Annotated in this window: 14 protein-coding genes; 12 read left to right on the top strand and 2 right to left on the bottom strand. The window is 34.9% G+C overall.

Translation table 11 applies throughout. From position 1 onward, the window contains the following. Positions 1–64: 64 nt before the first annotated feature. Entirely contained in the window at positions 65–331 is a 267-nt protein-coding gene (rpsT, locus tag COI44_RS12815; RefSeq protein ID WP_056472820.1) for a 30S ribosomal protein S20, read from the bottom strand. A gap of 219 nt (positions 332–550) precedes the next feature. On the opposite strand from rpsT, the gene gpr reads away from it, so the two are divergent. From gpr to COI44_RS12755, 12 genes are all read left to right on the top strand, one after another. Next, entirely contained in the window at positions 551–1,651 is a 1,101-nt protein-coding gene (gene gpr / locus COI44_RS12810; RefSeq protein ID WP_098428317.1) for a GPR endopeptidase, read from the top strand. A 24-nt stretch (positions 1,652–1,675) separates the two neighbouring features. Then, positions 1,676–2,026: a DUF3679 domain-containing protein gene (locus COI44_RS12805; RefSeq protein WP_069035097.1), complete on the top strand. Its 351-nt coding sequence runs from the start codon at positions 1,676–1,678 to the stop codon at positions 2,024–2,026. Positions 2,027–2,135: 109 nt separating this feature from the next. Next, positions 2,136–3,956, top strand: a complete 1,821-nt coding sequence (gene lepA, locus COI44_RS12800; RefSeq protein ID WP_098428316.1) for a translation elongation factor 4 — start codon at positions 2,136–2,138, stop codon at positions 3,954–3,956. A gap of 285 nt (positions 3,957–4,241) precedes the next feature. Then, positions 4,242–5,378 carry a radical SAM family heme chaperone HemW gene (gene hemW / locus COI44_RS12795; RefSeq protein WP_098428315.1) on the top strand — a complete coding sequence of 379 codons (1,137 nt, stop codon included), beginning with the start codon at positions 4,242–4,244 and terminating at the stop codon, positions 5,376–5,378. Between the two features lie 199 nt (positions 5,379–5,577). Then, positions 5,578–6,606 (top strand): heat-inducible transcriptional repressor HrcA, encoded by a 1,029-nt coding sequence (hrcA, locus tag COI44_RS12790; RefSeq protein ID WP_098428314.1) that lies wholly within the window; start codon positions 5,578–5,580, stop codon positions 6,604–6,606. Positions 6,607–6,663: 57 nt separating this feature from the next. Beyond that, positions 6,664–7,236, top strand: coding sequence for a nucleotide exchange factor GrpE (grpE, locus tag COI44_RS12785; protein WP_056472839.1), 573 nt, complete (start codon positions 6,664–6,666; stop codon positions 7,234–7,236). Between the two features lie 94 nt (positions 7,237–7,330). Further along, positions 7,331–9,154, top strand: a complete 1,824-nt coding sequence (gene dnaK / locus COI44_RS12780; protein WP_069035092.1) for a molecular chaperone DnaK — start codon at positions 7,331–7,333, stop codon at positions 9,152–9,154. A gap of 253 nt (positions 9,155–9,407) precedes the next feature. Further along, the gene (gene dnaJ, locus COI44_RS12775; protein WP_098428313.1) at positions 9,408–10,535 is read left to right on the top strand and encodes a molecular chaperone DnaJ; all 1,128 of its coding nucleotides are present in this window, start codon (positions 9,408–9,410) and stop codon (positions 10,533–10,535) included. Positions 10,536–10,678: 143 nt separating this feature from the next. Beyond that, complete coding sequence (prmA, locus tag COI44_RS12770) at positions 10,679–11,629, top strand: 50S ribosomal protein L11 methyltransferase (protein ID WP_098428312.1); 951 nt, start codon at positions 10,679–10,681, stop codon at positions 11,627–11,629. A 1-nt stretch (position 11,630) separates the two neighbouring features. Further along, positions 11,631–12,383 carry a 16S rRNA (uracil(1498)-N(3))-methyltransferase gene (locus COI44_RS12765; protein WP_098428311.1) on the top strand — a complete coding sequence of 251 codons (753 nt, stop codon included), beginning with the start codon at positions 11,631–11,633 and terminating at the stop codon, positions 12,381–12,383. A gap of 4 nt (positions 12,384–12,387) precedes the next feature. Continuing rightward, positions 12,388–13,722, top strand: a complete 1,335-nt coding sequence (gene mtaB / locus COI44_RS12760; protein ID WP_098428310.1) for a tRNA (N(6)-L-threonylcarbamoyladenosine(37)-C(2))-methylthiotransferase MtaB — start codon at positions 12,388–12,390, stop codon at positions 13,720–13,722. Between the two features lie 209 nt (positions 13,723–13,931). Next, the gene (locus tag COI44_RS12755) at positions 13,932–14,129 is read left to right on the top strand and encodes a hypothetical protein (protein ID WP_098428309.1); all 198 of its coding nucleotides are present in this window, start codon (positions 13,932–13,934) and stop codon (positions 14,127–14,129) included. A 54-nt stretch (positions 14,130–14,183) separates the two neighbouring features. Here the strand turns inward: COI44_RS12755 and COI44_RS12750 are convergent, their stop codons facing one another. After that, positions 14,184–14,855, bottom strand: a complete 672-nt coding sequence (locus COI44_RS12750; protein ID WP_098428308.1) for a Rossmann-fold NAD(P)-binding domain-containing protein — start codon at positions 14,853–14,855, stop codon at positions 14,184–14,186. Positions 14,856–15,317 lie beyond the last annotated feature (462 nt).

Genomic DNA, 15,317 nt, shown 5'->3' with positions numbered 1-15,317 from the left:
AACGCTAGTGAAAAACTTTATTGCACGAAAAAATGGTGTCTCAAATGAGACACCATTTAATTCATTACGCGTTCATAGCGTTAACTTTTTTAGCTAAACGAGACTTTTGACGTGAAGCAGCGTTTTTGTGGATTAGATTACTGTTAACAGCTTTATCTAATTTTTTAGAAGCAGTTAATAAAGCTTCTTGCGCTTTTTCAGTTTCGTTATTAGTAACTAAAGCTTCAACAGTTTTCACTGCAGTACGCATTTCTGATTTTAGAGATGCGTTGTGAGCACGATGAGCTTCAGCTGTTTTTACACGTTTAATAGCTGATTTAATATTTGGCATACCTTTCACCTCCCGAATGCAGTCGAGAAATTTGCCTCGAATACAAATAGAACAAAACTTATTTTATCAAAACAAGTCCCATTTGGCAATAGAATTCATAAAGCTATTTTCGCCTTTTCAAAAGAAAAATAAACAATTCGTTTAGAATTGGTAACATCTAGCTAAACTAGTTAAGAAGAGAATTGTTAAATTTCGATGAGTATTGTGGAGGCTAGATAAATGAGTGAGTTAGATTTAAGTCAATATAGTGTTCGAACAGATTTAGCAGTAGAGGCAAAAGAGATGCTTGAGGAGCGTGAACAGACAAAGGAAGAAATTACCGGCGTAATCGTTAAAGAACGTGAAGCAGATGGTGTAAGTATTTCTCATGTTCATATTAAAGAATCGGCATCTGAAAGAATCGGTAAAAAGCCAGGAAATTATTTAACACTTCAAGTTCAAGGTATTCGTGAACAAGATACTGATCTTCAAGAAAAGGTTGAAAAAGTTTTTGCAAACGAGTTTTCTGCATTTTTAAAAAATTTAGGCATTACGGAAGATCAAACTTGTTTAGTAGTCGGATTAGGAAATTGGAATGTGACGCCTGATGCACTTGGTCCAATGGTTGTTGAAAATTTAGTTGTTACGAAGCATCTTTTTGAATTACAGCCTGAAAGTGTACAAGATGGTTATCGTCCAGTTTGTGCTCTATCTCCTGGGGTAATGGGGATAACTGGTATTGAAACGAGCGATATTATTTCAGGTGTTATTGATAAAGTAAAACCAGATTTTGTCATTGCGATCGATGCACTTGCAGCGAGATCCATTGAGCGAGTAAATACAACAATCCAAATTACAGATAATGGCATTCATCCAGGGTCTGGAATAGGGAATAAACGTAAGGAATTAAGTAAGGAAACACTAGGTATTCCAGTAATTGCTATAGGCGTTCCAACTGTTGTTGATGCTGTTGCTATAACAAGTGATACAATTGACTTCATTTTAAAACATTTTGGACGAGAAATAAAAGAGGGAGACAAGCCTGCTAAAGCGCTAATCCCCTCAGGAATGGCATTTGGAGAAAAGAAAAAGTATACCGACGAAGATATGCCTAGTGAAAAGGAACGAATGGCTTTTATGGGGATTGTAGGAACACTTGAAGAGAATGAAAAACGGAAATTAATTCATGAAGTACTGTCACCACTAGGTCATAACTTAATGGTTACACCAAAAGAAGTGGATACATTTATTGAAGATATGGCAAATATTATTGCTGGCGGTATGAACGCTGCTCTGCATTCTAAAATTAATCAAGACAATATGGGCTCATATACTCATTAATATTTCATAAGTGAGGAGAAACAAATGAAATATATGGTTCGGTATTTTACGCTAATCATCATTTTTTCGATAACAATCATTACTTGTATGCAAGTTGCGAAAGATGGAATAAGTAAAGTTACTTCAACTGATTACTATCATGTAGACGATGTAGTGAAAATTTCAAAAGAAGATGGGAAAGCTGGTCCAGTACTTTTTGGAAAAGATTACACGAAAGAAGGACTAGCAATTAGAGAAGATCATTTAGAAAGATTAGGGGCATTTAATTATTTTACAGTTGTTGGTAAAGGACTATCCCATTTTGTTACGTATGTAACTGAAAAAGGGGTTAAGATTGTTGAAAAAATTCCTTCTATTATTGATAGCTTTAATTAGACCTTCTAAACTTCATTCGACATATACTGCTAATAGAGATTGAATATTTCCCTATTTTTTTGATATAATCAAAACTATCTATGCTGTCGAGAAATTTAGGAGTGATGAAATGAATAAAGAGTCAAGATCAGAAAGACAAAAGAGAATTAGAAACTTTTCAATCATCGCACACATTGACCATGGAAAATCTACATTAGCAGATAGAATTCTTGAGAAAACAAATGCACTAACTCAGCGTGAGATGAAGTCTCAGCTATTAGACTCAATGGATTTAGAGCGTGAACGTGGAATTACCATTAAATTAAATGCTGTGCAGTTACAATATAAAGCTAAAAATGGAGAAGAATATATTCTTCATTTAATCGATACACCTGGACATGTCGACTTCACTTATGAAGTTTCACGTAGTTTAGCAGCTTGTGAAGGCGCAATTCTTGTAGTTGATGCTGCACAAGGTATCGAAGCGCAAACATTGGCGAACGTATATTTAGCTTTAGACAATGATTTAGAAATCTTACCAGTTATTAATAAGATTGACTTACCGAGTGCAGAGCCTGAACGTGTAAGACAAGAAGTTGAAGATGTAATTGGATTAGATGCTTCTGAAGCGGTATTAGCATCTGCTAAAGCAGGAATCGGAATAGAAGATATTCTAGAACAAGTTGTAGCAAAAGTACCAGCTCCAACAGGTGATCCAGATGCGCCTTTAAAAGCACTTATTTTTGATTCATTATTCGATCCATATCGTGGTGTTGTAGCTTATATTCGTATCGTAGAAGGTACTGTAAAAGTAGGTCAAAAAATTAAAATGATGGCTACAGGTAAAGAGTTCGAAGTAGTTGAAGCTGGTGTATTTACTCCTCGTACTACACAACGAGATGAATTAACTGTAGGTGACGTAGGTTTCTTAACAGCTTCTATTAAGAATGTTGGAGATACTCGCGTTGGGGATACAATTACCCTTGCTGAGAATCCAGCAACTGAACCACTACCAGGTTATCGTAAATTAAATCCTATGGTATTCTGTGGATTATATCCAATTGATACTTCTAAATATAATGATTTACGTGATGCACTTGAAAAGCTTCAATTAAATGATGCAGCTTTACAATTTGAAGCAGAAACTTCACAAGCTTTAGGATTTGGTTTCCGTTGTGGATTTTTAGGATTATTACACATGGAGATCATTCAAGAGCGTATTGAACGTGAATTCAAAATTGATTTAATTACAACAGCACCAAGTGTTATTTATAGTGTTTACACAACAAAAGGCGAAACGATTACAGTTGATAATCCAGCTCATATGCCTGACCCTCAATCAATTGATCGAGTGGAAGAGCCTTACGTAAAAGCAAAAATCATGGTTCCAAATGATTTTGTAGGAGCAATCATGGAGCTTTGTCAAAAGAAACGCGGTAACTTTATCGATATGCAATACTTAGATGCAAACCGCGTAACGTTAACTTATGAAATTCCATTATCTGAAATTGTTTATGATTTCTTTGACCAATTAAAATCAAGTACAAAAGGCTATGCTTCATTTGACTATGAGTTAATTGGCTACAAAGCGTCTAAACTTGTGAAAATGGATATTTTATTAAACGGTGAACAAGTAGATGCTCTATCATTTATCGTTCATAGAGACGCTGCTTATGATCGTGGAAAAATTATCGTTGAAAAATTAAAAGAACTTATTCCAAGACAACAGTTCGAAGTACCAGTTCAAGCGGCAATCGGACAAAAAATCGTTGCTCGTTCAACAATTAAGTCAATGGGTAAAAACGTATTAGCAAAATGTTACGGTGGGGATATCTCTCGTAAACGTAAGCTATTAGATAAGCAAAAAGAAGGTAAAAAGCGAATGAAAGCTGTTGGATCTGTAGAGGTTCCACAAGAGGCATTCATGGCTGTTTTACGTATGGATGATTAATAATTAATTTTGGAAATCATCAATTATAGAATGGATGATTATCTAAAGATGCCACCGTAATTTATTTGCGGTGGCATTTTTAAATTTTAGATAGATAATTTTTTACTCAAATTGTTATGAATAAAAAGTAAGATGTAAATAATGATTAATAATAGTAAAGCGATTAATTAGACAAATATCATAAGAAAATATACAATCATAAAGTTGAAATCAACAAGAGTCCCTGAATCTGCACCTTAGAAGGTATTGGATCAGGGGCTTTTCACATAGAAAAGAGGAGAAGGTATGGCATCTTCCGTTTATATTCATATACCATTTTGTCAGCAGATTTGTTACTACTGCGATTTTAATAAATTTATGATGGACCGTCAGCCGGTTGATCAATATTTAGACTATCTAGAAAAAGAAATTGTTGAAAGTTTAAAAAGAAATCCGATTTCAGATTTGAAAACAGTTTTTGTAGGTGGAGGAACTCCAACTGCATTAACATTACCCCAAACTGAGCGCTTAATAGAAATAATTAATAAACAGATCATTAAAGGGAAAAAAGAAATCGAAATGACTTTTGAAAGTAATCCTAACGAAATTTCAAAAGAGAAGCTACAGATTTTAAAAGATGGTGGTGTGAATCGAATTAGTTTTGGAGCACAAACATTTGATGAAGGTTTACTGAAAAAGATTGGAAGAACACATTCACCAAATGAAATAGAAGAAGCAATTCAAACCGCCAAAGAAGTTGGAATTGATAATATTAATCTTGATTTGATGTATGCATTACCTGGTCAAACAATGGAACAATTCGTTGATTCTTTAGATAAAGCAATGAAGTTACCGATTCAGCATATCTCAGCATATTCATTAATTATTGAACCAAAAACGGTTTTTTACATAGAAATGAATAGGGGCAAGCTTAAACCAGCCCCAGAAGAAGATGAAGCGGCTATGTATGACTTTTTAATGAACTATTTAGAGAAAAAAGGCTTTCATCAATATGAAATCAGCAATTTTGAAAAGAATGGCTTAGAAAGTAAGCATAATCTTGTTTATTGGAAAAATGAAGAGTATTTTGGATTTGGTGCAGGAGCACATGGCTATATTAATGGAATTCGATATTCAAATGCAGGACCATTAAAGAAATATTTTCAGTTGATCGATGATACTGGTGTCCCAATTGTTCATGAGCATACAGTAACGAAGCAAGAAATAATGGAAGAAGAAATGTTTTTAGGGCTACGTAAAATGAAGGGCGTTTCGGAAAAAAAGTTCCAAGAAAAATTTGGTTCAAACTTTAATGAAGTATTTCCGAACGTAATTGAAAAACTAATGAAAGATGGATTAGTCGAGATGAATGGAGTATTTCTTCGATTAACCCACAAAGGAAAGTTATTAGGAAACGAAGTATTTCAAGCATTTTTACTTTAAAAGCAGTAAGTGTGAACAAAAGGAGAAGCGGATTAGATAAGGGGCAATAGATAGATCTGCTTTATTTAATGTTTCCTAATCCACTAATCCTGCACTTCTTTATTCCTTCCCTTAACTTCTTGACATCGTATAAAGGATTTGTTAAGTTAATAATATATTTAGCACTCACTAGATAAGAGTGCTAATAGAGGTGATAAACATGTTGACTGAAAGACAGTTATTGATACTCCAAATTATTATCGATGACTTTATTCGCATGGCACAACCTGTTGGTTCAAGGAGTTTATCTAAAAAGGAAGGTATTTCATTTAGTTCAGCAACGATACGAAATGAGATGGCTGATTTAGAGGACCTTGGTTATATTGAAAAGCCTCATAGCTCTGCAGGTCGAATACCTTCTGAAAAAGGGTATCGTTTTTATGTAGACCATCTGTTATCACCACAAATTGTTAATGACGATGATGTTCGTTCGATAAAAGGTATTTTTGCCGAGCGTATTTTTGAAATAGAAAAGCTTGTGAAAAATTCAGCCGATATACTATCAGATTTAACAAATTACACAACAATTGCTCTAGGACCAAAAGTTACTGAAAATAAGCTTAAAAATATTCAGCTTATTCCAATAGGACCTAATACAGCAGTATCAATTATTGTGACAGACACAGGTATTGTTAAAAATCGAACAGTAACCATACCACCTGGTGTGTCTATGAGTGATATTGAGAAAATGGTAAATATATTAAATGAGCGACTAGTAAATGTTCCAATTCATCAAATAAATGACAAGCTTTATAAAGAAATTGCAATGATTTTACGTACGCATATTTCGAATTATGAAAGTGTTATTAAGATGATTGGTGGCACTATTGACGTACCGATTGAACAAAAGCTGATTTTAAGTGGAAAAACGAATATTTTAGCTCAACCAGAATTTCATAATGTTGAGACAATGAAAGTATTGTTAAACATGATTGAAAAGCAAGATGAACTAAAAAGTATTATTCCTTTTGAACAGATGGGTTTAAGTGTCAAAATTGGTAAGGAAAATGAAAAGTCTGGATTAGAAAATGTAAGTATCATTAGCGCAACCTATTCTTTAGGTGAAGATCAAATTGGTACAATCGCAGTATTAGGACCAACTCGAATGGAATACTCCCGAGTAATCTCATTAATGCATTTAATTACAGGACAATTGAATTTATTATTTTCATCTAAGGATGTTGAATAAATCCATTGTGAAAAGAAACAATGGATTACATATAAAAAAATAGGAGGTGAAGGTGACATGACAGAACGTCAGGAAGAACTTTTAAATGAAGAAGTAGTGAATGAAGAAACTACTGTTGAAGAACCTTCAATCTTTACAGAAGAAAATACAGAAGAGAAAACTGACAATGTGAATTCTTCTGAAGAAGAGCTTCAAAAACTTCGTGCAGAAGTAGATGAGAAGGAAAATAAGTACTTACGCCTACATGCTGATTTCGAAAATTATAAACGTCGTGCACTTTTAGACCAACAATCTTTAATGACTTATCGTGCTCAAAGTTTAGTAACGGATTTATTACCAGTACTAGATAATTTCGAACGCGCATTACAAGTTGAAGCAACAGATGAGCAAACTGCTTCATTAAAACAAGGGATGGAAATGGTTTACCGTTTACTTGTTGAAGCTGTGAAAAAAGAAGGAGTAGAAGAAATCCCAGCACTTGGTGAACAATTCGATCCGAATGTCCATCAAGCTGTAATGCAAGAAAGTGATGATTCTAAACCATCTAATGAAGTTTTACAAGAATTCCAAAAAGGCTATAAGCTAAAGGACAGAGTAATTCGTCCATCAATGGTAAAAGTAAACGAGTAATTCGTTAAGCGTCTATTTAAATCGCTAACATAAAAATAAAATATTTTAAAAAAAACTAAAATATAACTTTTGTAAATTTTAGGAGGAACATGCAATGAGTAAAATTATTGGTATTGACTTAGGTACAACTAACTCTTGTGTCGCAGTATTAGAAGGTGGAGAGCCAAAAGTAATTCCGAATCCAGAGGGTGGACGTACAACTCCGTCAGTTGTTGCGTTCAAAAATGGTGAGCGTCAAGTTGGGGAAGTAGCAAAACGCCAAGCAATTACAAACCCTAACACAATCATGTCAATTAAACGTCATATGGGTACAACACATAAAGAAAACATTGAAGGTAAAGATTTTTCTCCACAAGAGATTTCTGCAATTATTCTTCAAAACTTAAAGGCATCTGCTGAAGCTTATTTAGGTGAAGCAGTAACGAAAGCAGTTATTACAGTACCTGCATACTTCAATGATGCTGAGCGTCAAGCAACTAAAGATGCTGGTAAAATCGCAGGTTTAGAAGTAGAACGTATCATCAATGAGCCAACTGCGGCTGCATTAGCATACGGTTTAGATAAAATGGATGAAGACCAAACAATCTTAGTTTACGACTTAGGTGGCGGTACATTCGACGTTTCAATCCTTGAATTAGGTGATGGAATTTTTGAAGTTAAAGCTACAGCTGGTGACAACCGTTTAGGTGGAGATGACTTCGACCAAGTTATCATTGATTACTTAGTAGCTGAATTCAAAAAAGAAAACGGTGTTGATTTAAGCCAAGATAAAATGGCATTACAACGTTTAAAAGATGCTGCTGAAAAAGCGAAAAAAGATTTATCAGGTATTACTTCAACTCAAATTTCATTACCATTCATTAGCATGGGTGCAGCTGGTCCATTACACTTAGAGTTAAACTTAACTCGTGCAAAATTCGAAGAGCTTTCTCACAACTTAGTAGAAAGAACTTTAGGCCCAACTCGTCAAGCAATGAAGGATTCTGGCTTAACTGCTAGTCAAATTGATAAAGTAATTTTAGTGGGTGGTTCAACTCGTATTCCTGCTGTTCAAGAAGCAATCAAAAAAGAAACAGGAAAAGAACCACATAAAGGTGTAAACCCTGATGAAGTAGTAGCATTAGGTGCTGCAATTCAAGGTGGAGTATTAACTGGTGATGTAAAAGACGTAGTATTACTAGACGTAACACCATTATCATTAGGTATCGAGACAATGGGTGGAGTATTTACTAAGTTAATTGAACGTAATACAACAATCCCAACAAGTAAATCTCAAGTTTTCTCAACAGCTGCTGACAATCAACCTGCTGTAGACATTCACGTACTACAAGGTGAGCGTCCAATGGCTAATGACAATAAAACATTAGGTCGCTTCCAATTATCGGATATCCCACCAGCACCACGTGGAATTCCTCAAATTGAAGTATCGTTTGATATCGACAAAAATGGTATCGTAACAGTACGTGCGAAAGACCTAGGTACTCAAAAAGAACAAAACATCGTAATTCAATCTTCTTCAGGTTTAAGTGATGAAGAAGTAGAACGCATGGTAAAAGAAGCAGAATTAAATGCTGATGCAGATGCAAAACGTAAAGAAGAAGTAGATCTTAAAAACGAAGCTGATCAATTAGTATTCCAAGTAGAGAAAACTTTAAAAGATCTTGAAGGAAAAGTTGAAGAAGCAGAGGTTACAAAAGCTAACGAAGCTAAAGACGCATTAAAAGCTGCTTTAGAAGCTGGTAACTTAGATGACATCCGTACGAAGAAAGATGCTCTTTCTGAAATCGTTCAAGCTTTATCAATGAAGCTTTATGAGCAAGCTGCTGCTGCACAGCAAGCTGCAGGTGGAGCTGAAGGCGGAGCGAAACAAGACGATGTAGTAGACGCTGAGTTTACTGAAGTTAAGGACGAAAAATAATAACGAAAAGTGGAAGGCGTTTGGTCAGCCCCGAAAAGCATAAGAACAATAACGGAAAAAGTTGGTTTTTAACTTTTACCGTTATTGGGCTTATGACCTCGAGGGGCTAACGCCTTGAACTAGACAATATATATATCTAAAAAAAGGGAAGTCAAAGTCAGGGAAGCCTTGGCTTTGACTTCTTCTTTTTCTTTAAGAAAAGCACAGGATGTGTTAAAATATTCTTTATGTGAAAGGAGCGGATTGTAACACTATGAGTAAACGTGATTACTATGATGTGCTTGGTGTTAGTAAAAGTGCATCACAAGATGAAATAAAAAAATCGTTTCGTAAATTAGCAAAGACATATCATCCGGACGTTAATAAGGATCCTGATGCACCTGAGAAGTTTAAAGAGGTGCAAGAAGCATACGAAAATTTATCAGATGATCAAAAACGTGCTCATTATGATCAGTTTGGTCATACAGATCCAAACCAAGGTTTCGGCGGTGGCGGATTTGGCGACGGCGGATTCGGTGGATTTGAAGATATTTTCAGTCAGTTTTTTGGTGGTGGACGTCGTCGTGACCCGAACGCACCAAGAGCTGGAGCTGATTTACAATATACAATGACGATCCAATTTGAAGAAGCAGCATTTGGAATGGAAAAAGAAATTGAAATTCCAACTGAAGAAACATGTCATACATGTAGTGGTTCAGGTGCAAAACCTGGTACATCAAAAGAAACTTGTAATCATTGTCAGGGCTCAGGACAAATGAGTGTTGAACAAAATACTCCATTTGGACGTATTGTGAACCGTACGACATGTTCACACTGTCAAGGTACTGGTCAGATTATTAAAGATAAATGTAATACTTGTCATGGTGCTGGTCGAGTGAAAACTCGTAAGAAAATCATGGTTAAAGTACCAGCTGGTATCGATGATGGACAACAAATTCGACTTTCAGGCCAAGGAGAACCAGGTAAAAATGGTGGTCCTGCTGGAGATTTATATATTGCATTCCATGTTCGTGAGCATGAATTCTTTGAACGTGACGGAAATGACGTATACTGCGAGCTTCCATTAACCTTTGCACAAGCTGCATTAGGTGATGAGGTTGAAGTTCCTACATTACATGGTAAAGTTAAAACGAAAATTCCTGCTGGCACGCAAACTGGTACTAGAATGCGTTTAAAAGGTAAAGGAATCAAAGATGTCCGTGGTTATGGTCAAGGTGATCAGCACGTAATCGTAAAAGTTATCACACCAACAAAACTAACAAGCCGTCAAAAAGAATTGCTTGAAGAGTTTTACAATATTGGCAAAGGTCAAAAAGACGACAAACACGATTCTTTCTTTACAAAGTTAAAGCGTGCAGTTAAGAATTTTGGCGAACAATAAGGAAGTTATTAATTCAGTACGTTAGTTAAGGTAAAAAGTGGAAACACTAATATAGAAGAAGTAATTTAATGGCACCCTCTAATTCTGACTATGATTAGAGGGTATTGCCAAGTAAAGAAGAGTATGAATGGAGTTGGTAGTTTATGAAATGGTCAGAATTAAGTATTCACACTACACAGGATGCGGTTGAACCGATTTCTAACATTTTACACGAAGCTGGTGCAAGTGGTGTTGTCATAGAGGATGTGTTTGATTTGACGAAGGAGCGAGCACAGGTTTACGGTGAAATCTACCAACTTAACCCAAAAGATTATCCAGAGGAAGGTGTAATCGTCAAAGCATACCTTCCTGTGAATAGTTTTTTAAACGATACGATCGATGGGATAAAAGAAGCAATTAATACTTTAATTTCATATGATATTGATTTAGGAAAAAATACATTCGCTGTGCATGAAGTAAACGAAGAAGATTGGGCGACTGCATGGAAAAAATATTATCATCCAATTTCAATCTCAGATCGATTTACAATTGTACCTTCTTGGGAAGAGTATGAAGTTAAATCATCAGACGAATTAATTATCGAATTAGATCCAGGAATGGCGTTTGGCACTGGTACTCATCCTACAACTGTTATGTGTATTCGTGCACTTGAGAAAGTAGTTAAATCAACTGACCGTGTAATCGATGTAGGTACTGGTTCAGGAGTATTAAGCATTGCAGCTGCTAAACTTGGCTCTACAAATATAGAAGCTTATGACTTAGACGATGTAGCTGTTCGAAGTGCAAGAGAAAACGTTGTATTAAACAAAGTTGACGATGTTATAAAAGTTGGACAAGGTAACTTACTACAAGGTATTGAAGGTCCGTTCCAAGTAGTTGTTGCAAACTTACTTGCTGAAATTATTCTTCGTTTCGTAGATGATGTGTTTAATGTTTTAGAACCAGGTGGAACATTTATTTCTTCAGGAATTATTGGTGCTAAACAAGAAGACATCGAAAATGAGCTAAAACGAGTTGGTTTTGAAGTGAAGGAAGTATTACATTTAGAGGACTGGGTTGCAATTATTGCAAAAAAGCCAGAACAAGGAATGTAATATGCAAAGATATTTTATAGAAGTAACGCAGCTTCAAAATGATCTTGTTACAATAACTGGTGATGATGCTCATCATATCGCAAATGTTATGAGAATGAAGCTAGATCAAGAAATCATTTGTACAGTTCCAGGTTCTTCAACTGTTCGTTGTACACTTACAAATATTTCTAGTGAACAAATAACTGCAGCTGTTGTAGAATATGTTGAGAATACAAATGAACTGCCAATATCAATTATGATTGCTAGTGGACTACCAAAAGGTGATAAACTAGAGTTAATCATACAAAAAGGTACGGAGCTTGGTGCTTCTGGTTTTTTACCTTTTGCTGCAGCTAGATCAATTGTCAAATTAGATGATAAAAAAGCTGGTAAAAAGGTTGATAGATGGCAAAAAATTGCAAAAGAAGCGGCTGAACAATCATATCGATTTATTGTCCCAACCGTGGAACAGCCAACATCTTTTCAACAATTACTTAACTCAATACAGTATTATGATGCGTGTATTGTTGCATATGAAGAAAGTGCAAAAACAGGAGAATCAGCAGGACTTGTTCAGACATTCCAGTCATTAAAGGAAGGTTCACGATTATTAGTAGTTTTCGGACCAGAAGGTGGTTTGTCAGAGAAAGAAGTTAATCAGCTAGAAGAAAAAGGTGCTAAGCTATGTGGACTTGGACCAAGAATTCTACGAACAGAAACAGCACCATTTTATGTTTTAGCTGCTGCCTCCTTTCATTTTGAATTAATGGGGTGAAGAAATGCCACAAGTAGCTTTTCATACATTAGGCTGTAAAGTTAACCATTACGAAACAGAAGCAATTTGGCAACTGTTTAAAGCAGCAGGCTATGAACGTACTGAATACGAGACAAAAGCTGATGTTTATGTAATTAATACTTGTACAGTTACAAATACAGGTGACAAAAAAAGTAGACAAGTAATCCGTCGTGCCGTGCGCAAAAATCCAGATGCAGTAATTTGTGTAACTGGATGTTATGCACAAACATCTCCAGCCGAAATCATGGCAATTCCTGGGGTGGATATCGTTGTTGGTACCCAGGACCGTACTAAAATGTTGGATTATATCGAGCAATATCGAGTAGAGCGTCAACCAATTAATGGCGTAGGAAATATTATGAAAGCACGAGTTTATGAAGAGTTAGATGTACCTGCTTTTACTGACCGTACACGTGCTTCTTTAAAAATTCAAGAAGGTTGTAATAACTTCTGTACGTTTTGTATTATTCCATGGGCACGTGGTTTAATGCGTTCTCGTGATCCAAAAGAAGTTGTAAAACAAGCTACGCAATTAGTTGAATCAGGCTATAAGGAAATTGTTTTAACTGGTATTCATACAGGTGGATACGGTCAAGACATGAAAGATTACAACTTAGCAATGTTATTAAAAGATTTAGAAACAGTAGAAGGATTAAAACGTGTTCGTATTTCTTCAATTGAAGCTAGTCAAATTACAGATGAAGTTATTGAAGTTCTTCGTCATTCAAATATTGTAGTTCGTCATTTACACGTACCATTACAATCGGGGTCAGATACTGTCCTTAAACGTATGCGTCGTAAATATACAATGGCTGAATTTGCTGAAAGAATTGAAAAACTACGCGAAGTATTACCAAACTGTTCAATTACATCTGATGTAATCGTAGGTTTCCCAGGTGAATCTGAAGAAGAGTTCATGGAAACGTACAATTTCATTCGAGATAATAAATTCTCTGAATTACATGTATTCCCATACTCTAAGCGCACAGGTACACCAGCTGCACGTATGGAAGATCAAGTTGACGAAGAAATTAAAAATGAACGTGTACATCGTTTAATTGAATTATCAAATCAGCTTGCAAAAGAATACGCATCAATGTTTGATGGAGATGTTCTAGAAGTTATTCCGGAAGAAAAGTATACTGAAGATGGCGCAGAAGGTCTATTAATAGGTTACACAGACAATTATCTAAAAGTCGTGTTCGAAGGAACAGAAGACATGATCGGTAAAATTGTAAAAGTTAAAATCGCTGAAGCTGGTTATCCAGTTAATAAAGGTGAATTTGTCCGAGTATTAGAAGATGTAGCTGTTAACTAAGGATAAAATAAATAAAAGGATAGATAATCTAGAATTCATTGGATTATCTATCCTTTTTTGCTGTTATTGCCAAGAGCACTTTGACTGAAGAAAAATGAAGTTCAAAATGATTAAACCTTTGAAATAAACCTAAATAATTAATTCCCTCAAACTACCTGTAATTTAAAATTTATATCGATACACAATATAAATACAGAGGTGAAATAATAATGTCAAAAGATAATCAATCAAGAAAAACTGATGACAATCATATCCACGTTGCTACTAACTCATACTTGGACACGAGCGAAAATGATGATTCTAATAAAATTAATTATGACGAAGGTGGCAGTCCATACTTAGATACAAGTGAAGACGCATCTTCAGCAGCCAACACAAGACGAGGAGCTCCATATTTAAATACTTAACGGTGAGAGGAATGGGGGAAAGATGGAAAAATCTTTTCCCTATACCCTTTTTACTTATCTCTTTTCTGCAGTCCTATTAATATCTTCAACCTCAATTATTGGCTTATGATAACCAGCTTTTGCAATATTGATCATTGATCGACCAATTTGTTCTGAAGTTGTGATTGAGTTAGGAAAGACTTTTTTTAGTATTGGATAAATAGGTTTAGTAACGTTATAACCGTATTGATATAGTTTAGTTTTTGATTTTATATCTTTATGTGGAATGATTGCACCTGGTCGATACATGTATGCAGCTTTAAACGGTAACTTTAACAAATCATTTTCTGTTTTTCCCTTCACTCTAGCCCACATTATACGACCTTTCTCAGTACGATCGGTACCTGATCCAGTGACATAAATGAAAGTCATTTGAGGATTCAATATTGATAATGTACGTGCGATGGATAGGGTAAGGTCATATGTAATCTTACGATAATCTTCCTCTGTCATTCTAAATGATGAAACACCTAAACAAAAAAAACATGCATCAAATCCAGATAATTGACTTTCAATTTGAGATAAATCAAGCAGATTAGAATGCTTAATTTCATAGAATTTTTCATGTTGAATCCCTGTAATACTACGACCAATTGAGTAAATCGAGCTAACAGAAGGATCTTGTAAGCATTCTCTTAATACACTTTGACCAACCATTCCAGTTGCTCCAAAAAGTAAAACCTTCATAATGTAACCCCCATAAGTTATTTTCACCGCATTCATCTCATGGGCAAATAATAAATGATAAATCATTTTTAAGCAATTTAAAACTAAAAATTAATCGTTCAAAATGCTTGAAATATAAAACGGTCATTAGGGAAAACGTACATTAAGTGAACATTTATCAATGATTAAATTAATTTTTTGGATGTTCTATTAATGGTTTTAAATGTTAATATGTGTTAGCATTTATATGATTCCAATAACACTAGTGATGGTTTTTTTCAGAGAATAAAAATATTATGAGCTAATTTTTACAAAAACAAATTCAATTGATTAGTTTATAAATTAAATATTAATTGACCTACAAATTGATTAATAAACAATAGTTATTTTAAACTAAGTGAAGGATATTTGATTAGGTTTTTGTTGCAGACTTTTTTTGATGAACAAGTTGATTGGAGCGGATGTTGCTCGACTCCTATGGGA

The organism is Bacillus sp. AFS088145 (assembly GCF_002564465.1).
Classification (GTDB): Bacteria; Bacillota; Bacilli; order Bacillales; family Bacillaceae_G; genus Gottfriedia.
This window is presented reverse-complemented; position numbering and strand designations above follow the sequence as displayed.

Coding starts and splice junctions, on each gene's coding strand:
- rpsT (WP_056472820.1), bottom strand. CDS start 331: ATGCCAAATATTAAATCAGCTATTAAACGTGTAAAAACAGCTGAAGCT.
- gpr (WP_098428317.1), top strand. CDS start 551: ATGAGTGAGTTAGATTTAAGTCAATATAGTGTTCGAACAGATTTAGCA.
- COI44_RS12805 (WP_069035097.1), top strand. CDS start 1,676: ATGAAATATATGGTTCGGTATTTTACGCTAATCATCATTTTTTCGATA.
- lepA (WP_098428316.1), top strand. CDS start 2,136: ATGAATAAAGAGTCAAGATCAGAAAGACAAAAGAGAATTAGAAACTTT.
- hemW (WP_098428315.1), top strand. CDS start 4,242: ATGGCATCTTCCGTTTATATTCATATACCATTTTGTCAGCAGATTTGT.
- hrcA (WP_098428314.1), top strand. CDS start 5,578: ATGTTGACTGAAAGACAGTTATTGATACTCCAAATTATTATCGATGAC.
- grpE (WP_056472839.1), top strand. CDS start 6,664: ATGACAGAACGTCAGGAAGAACTTTTAAATGAAGAAGTAGTGAATGAA.
- dnaK (WP_069035092.1), top strand. CDS start 7,331: ATGAGTAAAATTATTGGTATTGACTTAGGTACAACTAACTCTTGTGTC.
- dnaJ (WP_098428313.1), top strand. CDS start 9,408: ATGAGTAAACGTGATTACTATGATGTGCTTGGTGTTAGTAAAAGTGCA.
- prmA (WP_098428312.1), top strand. CDS start 10,679: ATGAAATGGTCAGAATTAAGTATTCACACTACACAGGATGCGGTTGAA.
- COI44_RS12765 (WP_098428311.1), top strand. CDS start 11,631: ATGCAAAGATATTTTATAGAAGTAACGCAGCTTCAAAATGATCTTGTT.
- mtaB (WP_098428310.1), top strand. CDS start 12,388: ATGCCACAAGTAGCTTTTCATACATTAGGCTGTAAAGTTAACCATTAC.
- COI44_RS12755 (WP_098428309.1), top strand. CDS start 13,932: ATGTCAAAAGATAATCAATCAAGAAAAACTGATGACAATCATATCCAC.
- COI44_RS12750 (WP_098428308.1), bottom strand. CDS start 14,855: ATGAAGGTTTTACTTTTTGGAGCAACTGGAATGGTTGGTCAAAGTGTA.